General features: G+C 64.7%; 11 protein-coding genes. 9 read left to right on the top strand and 2 right to left on the bottom strand.

Features of this window, described 5'->3' with window-relative positions:
• Positions 1–166: 166 nt before the first annotated feature.
• The 3 genes from B7L72_RS14675 to B7L72_RS14665 all read left to right on the top strand — a co-directional run bounded on the left by B7L72_RS14675 (position 167) and on the right by B7L72_RS14665 (position 3,842).
• Entirely contained in the window at positions 167–1,615 is a 1,449-nt protein-coding gene (locus B7L72_RS14675) for a TrkH family potassium uptake protein (RefSeq protein WP_081195214.1), read from the top strand.
• A 74-nt stretch (positions 1,616–1,689) separates the two neighbouring features.
• Positions 1,690–2,934 carry a TraB/GumN family protein gene (locus B7L72_RS14670; protein ID WP_081195212.1) on the top strand — a complete coding sequence of 415 codons (1,245 nt, stop codon included), beginning with the start codon at positions 1,690–1,692 and terminating at the stop codon, positions 2,932–2,934.
• Positions 2,931–3,842 carry a DMT family transporter gene (locus B7L72_RS14665; protein WP_081195210.1) on the top strand — a complete coding sequence of 304 codons (912 nt, stop codon included), beginning with the start codon at positions 2,931–2,933 and terminating at the stop codon, positions 3,840–3,842. The genes B7L72_RS14670 and B7L72_RS14665 overlap by 4 nt, the downstream gene beginning before the upstream one ends.
• On the opposite strand, the gene B7L72_RS14660 is transcribed toward B7L72_RS14665, so the two are convergent.
• Positions 3,843–4,619 carry a tRNA-uridine aminocarboxypropyltransferase gene (locus B7L72_RS14660; RefSeq protein WP_081195722.1) on the bottom strand — a complete coding sequence of 259 codons (777 nt, stop codon included), beginning with the start codon at positions 4,617–4,619 and terminating at the stop codon, positions 3,843–3,845. It lies immediately after the preceding gene.
• Between the two features lie 168 nt (positions 4,620–4,787).
• Here B7L72_RS14660 and bioB point away from each other — a divergent pair, with 168 nt between their 5' ends.
• Genes bioB through bioA form a run of 6 tightly spaced genes read left to right on the top strand, consistent with a single transcriptional unit; the run spans position 4,788 to position 10,490 of the window.
• Positions 4,788–5,876, top strand: coding sequence for a biotin synthase BioB (gene bioB, locus B7L72_RS14655; protein WP_016914946.1), 1,089 nt, complete (start codon positions 4,788–4,790; stop codon positions 5,874–5,876).
• Positions 5,863–7,008, top strand: coding sequence for an 8-amino-7-oxononanoate synthase (bioF, locus tag B7L72_RS14650; RefSeq protein WP_081195208.1), 1,146 nt, complete (start codon positions 5,863–5,865; stop codon positions 7,006–7,008). The genes bioB and bioF overlap by 14 nt, the downstream gene beginning before the upstream one ends.
• Positions 7,005–7,715: an alpha/beta fold hydrolase gene (locus B7L72_RS14645; RefSeq protein ID WP_081136620.1), complete on the top strand. Its 711-nt coding sequence runs from the start codon at positions 7,005–7,007 to the stop codon at positions 7,713–7,715. The genes bioF and B7L72_RS14645 overlap by 4 nt, the downstream gene beginning before the upstream one ends.
• Complete coding sequence (locus tag B7L72_RS14640; protein WP_081136622.1) at positions 7,712–8,497, top strand: methyltransferase domain-containing protein; 786 nt, start codon at positions 7,712–7,714, stop codon at positions 8,495–8,497. The genes B7L72_RS14645 and B7L72_RS14640 overlap by 4 nt, the downstream gene beginning before the upstream one ends.
• On the top strand, positions 8,494–9,216 hold the full coding sequence (gene bioD / locus B7L72_RS14635; protein ID WP_081195206.1) for a dethiobiotin synthase: 723 nt from the start codon (positions 8,494–8,496) through the stop codon (positions 9,214–9,216). The genes B7L72_RS14640 and bioD overlap by 4 nt, the downstream gene beginning before the upstream one ends.
• Positions 9,213–10,490 carry an adenosylmethionine--8-amino-7-oxononanoate transaminase gene (bioA, locus tag B7L72_RS14630; RefSeq protein WP_081195204.1) on the top strand — a complete coding sequence of 426 codons (1,278 nt, stop codon included), beginning with the start codon at positions 9,213–9,215 and terminating at the stop codon, positions 10,488–10,490. The genes bioD and bioA overlap by 4 nt, the downstream gene beginning before the upstream one ends.
• Positions 10,491–10,531: 41 nt before the next feature.
• On the opposite strand, the gene B7L72_RS14625 is transcribed toward bioA, so the two are convergent.
• On the bottom strand, positions 10,532–11,245 hold the full coding sequence (locus B7L72_RS14625) for an SIR2 family NAD-dependent protein deacylase (RefSeq protein WP_081136628.1): 714 nt from the start codon (positions 11,243–11,245) through the stop codon (positions 10,532–10,534).
• Between the last annotated feature and the right edge of the window lie 2 nt (positions 11,246–11,247).

Here is an 11,247-nt window from a genome sequence, read left to right as displayed (position 1 = left end):
GCGCGGCAAGGAGGTGATGATTGCCCACGGCGACGTGCGCGTGGAGAGCGGTGATCACCTGATTCTGTTCGTGATCGACAAACGGCGTATCCGCGACGTCGAGCGGCTTTTCCAGGTGGGATTGACGTTTTTCTAGGAACCAGCCAGCAATGAGACCCTCCCTGCCATGAGCCTGCGGATTATTCTACGTATCCTGGGGCTGCTGTTGATGCTGTTCAGCCTCACCATGCTGCCTCCCATGCTGATGTCGCTATGGTTTCGCGACGGCGTTTGGCATGCGTTCATGAGCGGCATTGCGATTTCCGTCATCACCGGCCTGCTGATCTACCTGCCGAACCGCCGGGCGCGCAAGGAGCTGCGCATTCGGGACGGTTTCATCATCGCGGCCATGTTCTGGACCGTGCTGGCATTGTTTGGCTCGCTGCCGCTGATGCTGTTTGGCGAGGACTCCCTGAGCATTACCGATGCCGTCTTCGAATCCTTTTCGGGCCTGACCACCACCGGGGCCACGGTCATTACCGGCATCGATTTCCTGCCCGAGTCGATCCGCTACTACCGCCAGCAGCTGCAGTGGCTGGGCGGTATGGGCATCGTGGTACTGGCGGTGGCCATCCTGCCGACCCTGGGGGTCGGGGGCATGGCCCTGTACCGCACGGAAATTCCGGGGCCGCTGAAAGACTCCAAGCTGACGCCGCGCATCACCGAAACCGCCAAGGCGTTGTGGTATATCTACGCCACCTTGACCTTTGCCTGCTTCGTGGCTTACATGATCGCGGGCATGGATTGGTTCGATGCGCTGGGCCACAGCTTTTCCACGGTCGCCATCGGCGGATTTTCGACCCATGACCTGAGCATCGGCTATTTCGATAGCGCCGCCATCGAGCTGATCTGCATCAGTTTCATGCTGATTTCGGCGGTGAGCTTCAGCCTCCACTTCGTGGCCTGGCGCGAGAAGCGCCTGACCCACTATTTTCAGGACCCGGAAGCCCGGTTTCTGCTGCTGTTCCTGGCGGGGCTGACCGTGATTACCGTCATTACCCTGTGGCTGACCAACACCTACCACGACATCACCGGCCTGCGGCATGCGCTGTTCGAGGTCGTATCCGTGGCTACCACGGCGGGGTTCGCCGTGGCCGATTTCTCCGGCTGGCCCGGGGCAATTCCGTTTCTGCTGTTCATTGCCGCCTTCGTAGGGGGCTGCTCGGGCTCCACCGCTGGCGGCATGAAAGTTATCCGCATCATCCTGATTCTCAAGCAGGGCATGCGCGAAGTCATGCGCCTGATTCACCCCAACGCGGTCATTGCGGTGAAGGTCGGCAAGGTCAGCGTTCCCGACAGCATCGCGCAGGCGGTATGGGGCTTTTTTTCGGCCTATGTCATGCTGTTCTTCCTGATGCTGGTGGGCGTGATGGCCACCGGCGTGGATCAAGTGACCGCCTGGTCGACGGTGGGCTCGGCGCTCAACAACCTGGGCCCCGCGCTGGGCGAGGCCAGCAGCCACTATGGCGACTTACCCAGCCTGGCCAAATGGATTCTGGTACTGGCCATGTTGATGGGGCGCCTGGAAATTTTCACCGTCCTGGTGCTCTTTACTCCGGCCTTCTGGCGGCGTTGATACACCACTGAGCCCCGGTACTGACGGCTTGTGTACGTTTTCACCTTTTTATACTTATATATCGAGACTGTTGAATGACCCACGATGACACTACGCGGCCACCGACGCCGCCCCTGCCCTCCACTAGCGGCCCGCTGAAAACCGTGACCGTGGGCGACACCTGCTACACCCTGCTGGGCACGGCCCATGTCTCGGCCGAAAGCGCCGACGACGTGCGCCAATTGATTGCTACCGGCCATTTCGATGCGGTGGCCATCGAGCTGTGTGACGCCCGCCATCACAGCATGGACAACCCCGATGCCATGGGCGAGCAGGACCTGTTTCAAGTGTTCAAGCAGGGCAAGGCCGGCATGGTCGCCGCCAGCCTGGCGCTGGGGGCCTTCCAGCAGCGTATCGCCGAGCAGTCCGGCATCCAGCCGGGCGCCGAAATGCGTGCCGCGGTGGACGAATGCCGTACTCGCCAACTACCGCTGCTGCTGGTGGATCGTGACGTGGGCATCACGCTCAAGCGCATCTACAGCAACGTGCCCTGGTGGCAGCGTTTCTCGCTGTTTTCCGGACTGATTGGCAGCGTGCTCTCCCGCCAGGATGTCTCCAAGGAGGAGATCGAAAAGCTCAAGGAAGGCGATATGCTGGAAGCCACCTTCAGCGAATTCGCCGCGGAGTCGGAAACGCTCTACACCCCGCTGATCCGCGAACGCGACCGCTACATGGCGCTACGCCTGGCCGAAGAGGCACCTCCCGGGCGCTACTCGAACGTGCTGGTCGTGCTCGGCGCAGGCCACCTGAAAGGCACCGGCGAGCACCTGGAAACACCGCTACCGGAAAACCCGACCCAGGAGCGGGAATCGCTGGAAGCTACTCCGCCGCCCTCCAAGCTATGGAAAGCCATGCCCTGGCTGGTCACCGCACTGGTGCTCACCGGCTTTGTGGTGGGTTTTTCGCGTAATACCGAGCTGGGCTGGCAGCTGGTGATGGAGTGGTTCTTGATCAATGGCCTGCTATCCGGGGGAGCGACCCTGATTGCCCTGGCGCATCCGCTCACCGTGATCGCGACCTTCTTTGCTGCGCCGCTAACGTCGCTCAACCCCACCATTGGCGCCGGTTTCGTGGCCGCCGGGGTCGAGCTGTACATGCGCAAACCCAAGGTGCGCGATTTCTCCACCCTGCGCCATGACGTGACGCAACTGAAAGGCTGGTGGAAAAACCGCGTGTCACGCACGCTGCTGGTGTTCATTCTCGCCACGGTAGGTTCGGCCATTGGCACCTGGGTGGCAGGCTTCAGAATTGCCGGGGCGCTGTTTGGCGGCGCCGCGTGAGCCATAGCACCATTCGGCAAGCTCCCTGGCAGGCCGATGCCCTGCTGCTGCTGGTGACCACCCTGGCAGCAGGCGGGTGGATATTTTCCAAGGAAGCGCTGGCAGGCATGCCTCCGCTGCTGTTCATCGGCACCCGCTTTCTGCTCGCGGGGGTCATTCTGCTGGGCTTCGCCTGGCCGACGCTGCGCCATCTGCCGGCCCGGCGTATTCGCCGCGGCCTGCTGGTAGGCGTACTGTTCAGTGCGGCCATCGCCTTCTGGGTGCTGGGGTTGCATCACTCCCAGCATCTGGGAGAAAGCGCTTTCATCAACAGCCTGGGCATTCTGCTGGTGCCAGTGGTGGCTCGCCTGCTGTTTGGCGACCGTCCCGCCACCAGCACCTGGGTAGCCCTGCCCGTCGCGCTGACAGGCTTTGCGCTGTTATCGCTGAATGCCGGTTTTCGGGTAGAGGCCAGCCAGCTGCTGATGCTTTGCGCGGCCTTGTGCTTCGCGCTGCTGATCAACGTCAATACGCGGGTGGTGCGCAATGTGCCTGCACTGTCGTTGACCACGCTGCAGCTGCTTTCCGTGGGCATCGTGTTGACCGCTGTTTCATGGGTCGTGGAAGAGCAGACCCTCTCCCTCGATGCCCCAATTCTGGGCTGGTTCCTGGCCAGCGTGCTGCTGGCCAGCTCACTGCGGTTCTTTCTTCAAATCAAGGCGCAGGGCATGACCACACCGAGTCATGCCGCGGTCATTCTGATGCTGGAGGCCGTCTGGACGGCGCTGCTGGCCGCCTGGTGGTTCAACGAAATCATGTCAGCGCTTCAGCTCACCGGCTGCGCGCTGATTTTCACGGCCCTGCTGATCAACCGCTGGTACTGGGTGCGCAAGGTGCTGTTGCGCTGGCTACCCGGCGCCAGGCCTTGATCAGCGCGGAGTATCCCCCGCCTTTCGGGCCAACAGCCGAGTCATGGCCGCCGTCGGCTCCTCGATCTTGCGGTAGTAACGGCTCTCGGCGTAGCTGTCGTTGAACACATCGAAGTAGTCGTCCAGCACGCTGGCGGCATTTTCATCACCGCTCTGACGCAGCAGCTCGATGGCCACCTCGGCGGTGCACAGGTGGGCTTTCGAGGCGGGCTTGCGCAGCCGGTAGCGGGTTTCGCGCTCGGTGCGCAGCGGCAATACCGGCAGCGTGTCCAGGTAAGGGCTCTTGCGGAACATGCGCCGGGCCTGTCGCCAGGTGCCGTCCAGAATGATGAACACCGGAATACGCGACTGCTGCTTGACCGCCTGGACGGCCTCCAACCCCACCACCCGCTCCGCGTAATCCGGCTGGTCATCAGGAAAAATCACGAACGGCGCATAGCGCGGGTCTTGCAGCAGTGCGGCCAGCTTCTCATCCGGCGCCGTGCGATACCAGGTAAATACCCGAGTTTTGGTCAGCACATCGCCAATCAGGCGGCCGGTATTGGTCGGCTTGAAGTGCTCGATGGAGTGGGTCAGCAGCCACACCTGAGCGTCACTCTCTGCCTTGACCTGATAAGGGCACAGGCAGTTCAGCTCGGGCAGATTGCACCCTTCGCAGCGCTTGACGAAGCTGCCGCGCGCTTTGAATTCGCGCCGCGGCGGTCGCGGGTGCCCCGTGGCCGGGTCGCGGTCGGTCAAGGCGTCATGTTCAGGGGGCAGCGAGGTCGCGTCAGGCATCTGCGCTCCAGTGGTGATCAAAGGGCGCAGAGTATAAAGCAGGCCGTGCATCGTGACGAATGTTCCCTTCCCCCGCCCTCCAGTAAACCAACCTATCATTAAAAGTTGACACCCTTGACATCTCACCGCTAGAGTCCTGTCAACTTTCAAATTGAAAAAGGTTTACCCGTGACCACTCACACGACGGCTTCTCACTCGGCTGACGCCGCTCCGCGCCATGACTGGACCCTCGAGGAAATCGACGCGCTGTTTGCGTTGCCCTTCAACGACCTGCTGTTTCAGGCCCAGCAGGTGCATCGGGCACACTTCGATGCCAACGCAGTGCAGGTGTCTACCCTGCTGTCGATCAAGACCGGGGCCTGCCCGGAAGACTGCAAGTACTGCCCCCAATCGGGTCACTACAACACTCAGCTGGAAAAAGAGAAGCTGCTGGAAATAGAGAAAGTGGTGGCCCAGGCCAAGGCCGCCAAAGAGGCAGGCGCCAGCCGCTTCTGCATGGGAGCGGCCTGGCGCAGCCCCCGAGACAAGGATTTGCTGGCGGTGGAAGAGATGGTGCGCCAGGTGAAAGCGCTGGGGCTCGAAACCTGCATGACGCTGGGCATGGTCGATGGTGAACAGGCCACCCGGCTGGCCGCCGCGGGGCTGGACTACTACAACCACAACCTCGACACCTCCCCCGACTACTACGGCGAAATCATCACCACGCGCACCTACAGCGACCGCCTGGAAACTCTGGCCACCGTGCGCGACGCCGGTATGAAGGTGTGTTCTGGCGGTATTCTCGGCATGGGCGAAGGCGCCCAGGATCGCAGCGCGCTGCTGCAACAGCTGGCCAGGCTCTCCCCGCATCCTGAGTCGGTGCCGATCAACATGCTGGTAAAGGTACCGGGCACCCCGCTGGAAAACGCGGAGGACCTGGACCCGCTGACGTTCATCCGCGCCATTGCCGTGGCGCGCATCATGATGCCCCAGAGCCATGTGCGCCTCTCGGCAGGCCGCGAGCAGATGAGCGAATCCACCCAGGCGCTTGCCTTTCTGGCCGGTGCCAACTCGATCTTCTACGGCGACAAGCTGTTGACCACCGGCAACCCCCAGGCAGAGCGCGACCGCGCGCTGTTTGCCAAGCTGGGCCTGCACCCCGAGCGCCGCGACACCTGCGAAGACGACACGCAGCATAGCGAGCGGCTGGCCCAGCAGGCTCAGCGCAATGCCCAGGCCGAACGCGCTGCGGCGCTGGCGGTGGATGCCAGTGTCTGAGGCGTGGCAGCAGCGCTTGGCAACCGCTCGTAACGAGCGGGAGCGCCTGCAGCGCTGGCGCTCCCGCCGAGTCGCCTCCCACGATGCGCTGGACTTTGCCGGCAACGACTACCTGGGCCTTGCCCAGGACCCACGGGTGCAAGCCGCCCAGGCAGAAGGCGCCAAGCGCTTTGGCGCCGGGGCCGGGGCGTCGCATCTGGTCAGCGGCCACCTGGGCATTCACGACGCCCTGGAAGCTGCGCTAGCCGAGTGGACCGGGCGCGAGTGGGCGCTGCTGTTCTCCACCGGCTATATGGCGAACCTGGGCGTGTTGCAAGCGCTGGCGGATTCCCACACCGCGATTTTTCAGGACCGCCTCAATCACGCCTCGCTACTCGACGGGGCCGCGCTGAGCGGCGCCCGCTCCCGACGCTACCACCACCGCGATGGCCAGGACCTGGCGCGTCTACTGGCGCGCAGCCGGGCCACCCATCAGCTGGTGGTGAGCGACGGCGTGTTCAGCATGGACGGTGATATCGCCGACATCGAACAGCTCGCCCACCTCAGCCAGCAACACGGCGCCTGGCTGATGATCGACGATGCCCACGGGCTTGGCGTGCTCGGCGAAAACGGCGCAGGCTGCGTGGCAGGCTTCAATAGCCAGCAGGTGCCGATTCTGGTCGGCACCCTGGGCAAAGCGCTGGGCACCGCGGGCGCTTTCGTGGCGGGGGATGCGGCACTGATCGAGCACTTGATTCAGTTTTCCCGCAGCTATGTGTACACCACCGCCCAACCGCCCGGCATTGCCGCCGCTACTCTGGAAGCGCTCACCATCGTCCAGCGGGAACCAGAGCACCGCCAGCGGCTGGCGCGCCACATCGACTACTTCCGCCAGCAGGCCACGGCCCTGGGGCTTCCTTTGGGCCACTCCCACACGCCGATTCAGCCGCTGCTGCTGGGCAGCGAGCGGCGCACCATGGCCTGGGCCACCCGTTTCGATAAACACGATATTCAAGTAGGCGCGATACGCCCGCCCACGGTGCCCAACGGCGAGGCGCGACTGCGTATCACGTTAAGCGCCCGCCATACCCAGCGCGATATCGACCGGCTGTTGGACGTGGCCGCGACCTGCCTGCACAAGGAGCCGCGATGAAGCTTGTCCTGCTCTCTGGCTGGGGCATCGATAGCCGTATCTGGCAGCCCCTGGAAGCGCACTGGCCCAGCCCTGTCGAGCCCAGCGCGGTAGAGTGGCCTGGCTACGGCGAATCTCCTGCGCTACCTACCTCGACGGGCCTTGATGCACTGGCCGAGCGGATGGCACCCGAGCTACCCAGCGATGCCGTTTGGGTCGGCTGGTCGCTGGGTGGGTTGCTGGCCACAGCGCTGCTCGACTACTTGCCGCCGCCCAACGCCCTGCTGCTACTGGGTGCAGGCAGCCGTTTTTGCAGTGACGGGGAGGATGGCGGTGTGACGTACGAGGAGCTGGCCAGCTTTCAGCGCGCCTTCCATCGTGATCCGGTTGCCACGTGGCGGCACTTTCTACGCTGGCAGTGTCAGGGCGAACCCAACGCTCGCGAGGCTCACCGCCAACTCAGTGGGCTGCTGGGCGACGCGCCCTGCGCGGACTCTGCCACCCTGGCCCAAGGCCTGACATGGCTGGCCACGCTGGACAACCGCGCGCACTTCGCGGCACCGCCCTGTCCTATCCACCTGCTCGCAGGCACCCAGGACCCGCTGCTGCCAAACCGCACCCGCCAACAGGCCTCGCGGCTGGAAGACGCCGGGCACTGTCCGATGCTGTCACGCCCGGCCCAGCTCGCCGCTCGGCTGGCCGAGCAGGCGACACAGGTGCCGCGATGAACTCACCGTTGCTCTCTACCCCCGCCTCCCACTGGCAGACCCGCGTAGCCCGAGCCTTCTCCCGAGCGGCGCCGCGCTATGACGCGCTCGCCAGCGCCCAGCGCGATATCGGCGAAGCGCTCTGGCAAACGCTGCCGAAGAGCGCCCAGCAGGTGCTCGACCTGGGCTGCGGCACCGGCTACTGGACCCAGCGGCTGGCCACCCATTACCCGGAGGCCACCATCACCGGGCTCGACCTGGCCCCGGGCATGCTCGCCTACGCCCAGGCAACCTATGGCGAGGCTATCCGCTGGCAGCTGGGGGACGCCGCCGCGCTGCCGCAAAACGATGCCAGCGTTGAGCTGGTGTTCTCCAATCTGGCGATTCAGTGGTGCCCAAGCATCGAGGATGTCATGCAGGAGCTGGCGCGGGTGCTTGCCCCTGGCGGGCAGGCGCGCATCACCACCCTGCTGCCCGGCACGCTTCATGAGGTGGCCACCGCCTGGCAGCGGCCCGAGGCCCTGCTGCAAACGCCGGACGCCAGCACCGTGCGACGGGCGATTGCGCGAAGCGGCTTGCGGCTTACCCACCACGTGCGCGAGCAGCGGCGCTTTTTCTACCCCGACCTGAATGCCGTCATGGCCTCCATCAAGGGCGTGGGCGCTCAGGTGGCAAGACCCCACGCGCAGCTCACCCGCCAGGCACTGAGCGATGCCCGGTTGCGCTATGAAGCACTGCGCACGCCGCGGGGGCTGCCGGTGAGCTACCACTGCCTGACGCTATGCCTGGAAAGCGCGAAATGAACAACACCTATTTCATCACCGGTACCGACACCGATGCGGGCAAGACCCTGGCCGCCAGCGCGCTGCTGTGTGCTGCCCGTCAGCGCCAGTACACCACGCTGGGGTTGAAACCGATTGCCTCCGGCAGCGAGGCCACGCTCAGCGGCCTACGCAACCGCGATGCTCTGGCGCTACAGGCACAAAGCCTCCCGCCGGTGGATTACTCGACGGTCAACCCCTGGGCCTTTGCCCCCGCCATTGCGCCCCATTTGGCGGCTCTGGAAGCGGGCATGGTGCTGCGCGTGGCCAGCGTGACTCAAGCGCTACGCGCTACCTTGAGCCAAACGCCACGCGACCTGACGCTGATCGAAGGCGCCGGCGGCTGGCGAGTGCCGCTCAATGAGGAGGAGGATTTTTCCGACCTGCCCCGTGCACTGGGCCTGCCGGTGATTCTGGTCGTTGGGCTGAAACTCGGCTGCCTCAACCATGCGCGGCTCACCGCCGAGGCCATCGCCGCCGATGGCGTGACGCTGGCGGGCTGGGTGGGCAGCGTGGTGGACCCGGCCTTTGCCAGCGATAGCGCACGCTTTGCGGCCAATGTGGCGCTGCTCGAACGCGCCCTACCTGCGCCCTGTTTAGGGCTCATTCCCTATTTGGTACAGGCAGATGCCGCTACCGCGCAGCGCTTTATCTTCCTGGATACACTGCTCACTCCCACGGCCCAGGAGGCTACGCCATGAACTCTCCCGTGTGGCACCCCTACGCCCATCTCAAGACCCAGACACCGGCCCCCAAAGTGGTCGGCGGTAGCGGCAGCCACTTTACGCTGGAAAGCGGTGAACGCCTGCTGGATGCCACCTGCTCCTGGTGGTGCATGATTCACGGCTACGGCCACCCGCGCCTGGTGGCCGCCATCCGCGAACAGGCCGGCGAGCTGTGCCATGTGATGCTGGGCGGCCTGACCCACGGCCCCGCCGACCAGCTGGCACGGGCGCTGGTGCGCATTACCCCGCCGGGGCTGAACCACGTGTTCTTCTCCGACAGCGGTTCGGTGGGCATGGAGGTGGCCATGAAGATGGCGCTGCAGTATCAGGTGCTCATCGGCCAACCCGGCAAGCGCAAGATGCTCTCGCTGATGAAGGCGTACCATGGCGACACCACCGGCTGCATGGCGGTATGCGACCCCGAAGAGGGCATGCACGGCCTGTTCGCCAGCCTGCTGCCTCAGCACCACTTCGCCCCGGCCCCCACGGCACCCTTCGATGCCACGCCAGCCCAGGTAGAGCATGACCTCGCTGCGCTACGTGAGGTGCTGTCGCGCCACCACCAGGAGATCGCCGCACTACTGATGGAGCCGCTGCTGCAAGCGGCGGGCGGGCTGAACATGACCTCGCCGCACTACCTGCGCGGCGCCCGCGCGCTGTGCGACGAGTTTGGCGTGCTGCTGATTTTCGATGAAGTGGCCACCGGCTTTGGCCGCACCGGCAGGCTGTTTGCCGCCGACCACGCGGGCGTCACGCCGGATATCATGGTGCTCTCCAAGGGGCTGACCGGCGGGTATCTGGGCCATGCGGCCACGCTGGCCACAGACCGGGTGCACGAGGCGTTCATTGGCGACAGTCAGCACCACGCCTTCATGCACGGCCCCACCTTCATGGGCAACCCACTGGCCTGCCGCGTGGCGCTGGAGAGCCTGCGGGTGTTCGAAGAGGAGCATTACCTGGAGAAAATCGCCGCGCTCAGCCAAGTGCTACAGCGCGAGCTGCTGGAAGACGCGGCGCTGCGCGCGCACCCGGCGGTGGCGGATGTCCGGGTGCTGGGTGCGACAGCGGTGATCGAGACCCATGGCAGCGAGGCGCTGGCGGGTGTGGCCGCGTTTGCCAGAGCACGGGGCGTGTGGCTGCGCCCCATTGGCCGCTGGCTCTACACCATGCCCGCCTACATCGCGACGGACGCCGAGCTCACCCAGATTACCGGAGTCATGAAAGCGTGGTTTCTGGAAGCGTGCCGGTAATCTGCCATCCATCGGTTCGCTCACCCCGCCCCGTCATTGACTCAAGGCAAGATCAAGTTGCCCTGTTTGCGCCACTGGTGAACCAGCGCTGGCACGCCTTCCCCCGCCGTGGTGTTGATCGCCAGCACGCCAGGCGGGCTGAGCGCATCGGCGTCGGGGTCTATCAGTGCACAGGGGGTATCGTAGTCGATGTAGGTCAGCAGCGACGCGGCGGGCATCACCGCCAGCGAGGTGCCCACCACCAGCAGGAAATCGGCCTGGCTGACCAGCTCGCAGGCCTCTTCGAAGAGCGGCACGGCTTCACCGAACCACACCACGTCCGGGCGCAGCTGGCTGCCCTTGTCGCACACCTCCCCCAGGCGGATTCCTCCCTTGGGCAGCGGATAGCGCAGCCGGGCATCGACGGATGAGCGCGCCTTGAGAATCTCGCCGTGCAGGTGCATCACGTGGCGCGAACCGGCACGCTCGTGCAGGTCGTCGATATTCTGCGTCACCACGCTGACTCGAAAGCCTTCCTGCTCCAGTGCGGCCAGCGCCTTGTGGGCGGCATTGGGTTTGGCCCGGCGGATCTGCTCACGGCGCTGGTCGTAGAAGGCCAGCACCCGTTCGGGGTTGCGCCGCCAGCCCTCGGGCGTGGCGACGTCCTCCACAGGGTGATCTTCCCAAAGGCCGTCGCTGGCCCGAAACGTCTTGATGCCGCTTTCGGCGCTAATACCCGATCCGGTCAATACCACCAGGTGAGGAGGTTGAGTCATGA

Origin of the sequence: Halomonas sp. BC1, from assembly GCF_002078135.1 — a bacterium.
In the GTDB taxonomy this organism is placed as follows: domain Bacteria; phylum Pseudomonadota; class Gammaproteobacteria; order Pseudomonadales; family Halomonadaceae; genus Vreelandella; species Vreelandella stevensii.
The sequence above is the reverse complement of the archived record's forward strand: the minus strand, read 5'-3'. Positions and strand labels throughout refer to the sequence as shown.

What these genes read in the sequence shown, in the direction of transcription:
- B7L72_RS14675 (WP_081195214.1), top strand. Translation starts at nt 167, where the DNA reads ATGAGCCTGCGGATTATTCTACGTATCCTGGGGCTGCTGTTGATGCTG.
- B7L72_RS14670 (WP_081195212.1), top strand. Translation starts at nt 1,690, where the DNA reads ATGACCCACGATGACACTACGCGGCCACCGACGCCGCCCCTGCCCTCC.
- B7L72_RS14660 (WP_081195722.1), bottom strand. Translation starts at nt 4,619, where the DNA reads ATGCCTGACGCGACCTCGCTGCCCCCTGAACATGACGCCTTGACCGAC.
- bioF (WP_081195208.1), top strand. Translation starts at nt 5,863, where the DNA reads ATGCCAGTGTCTGAGGCGTGGCAGCAGCGCTTGGCAACCGCTCGTAAC.
- B7L72_RS14645 (WP_081136620.1), top strand. Translation starts at nt 7,005, where the DNA reads ATGAAGCTTGTCCTGCTCTCTGGCTGGGGCATCGATAGCCGTATCTGG.
- B7L72_RS14640 (WP_081136622.1), top strand. Translation starts at nt 7,712, where the DNA reads ATGAACTCACCGTTGCTCTCTACCCCCGCCTCCCACTGGCAGACCCGC.
- bioD (WP_081195206.1), top strand. Translation starts at nt 8,494, where the DNA reads ATGAACAACACCTATTTCATCACCGGTACCGACACCGATGCGGGCAAG.
- bioA (WP_081195204.1), top strand. Translation starts at nt 9,213, where the DNA reads ATGAACTCTCCCGTGTGGCACCCCTACGCCCATCTCAAGACCCAGACA.
- B7L72_RS14625 (WP_081136628.1), bottom strand. Translation starts at nt 11,245, where the DNA reads ATGACTCAACCTCCTCACCTGGTGGTATTGACCGGATCGGGTATTAGC.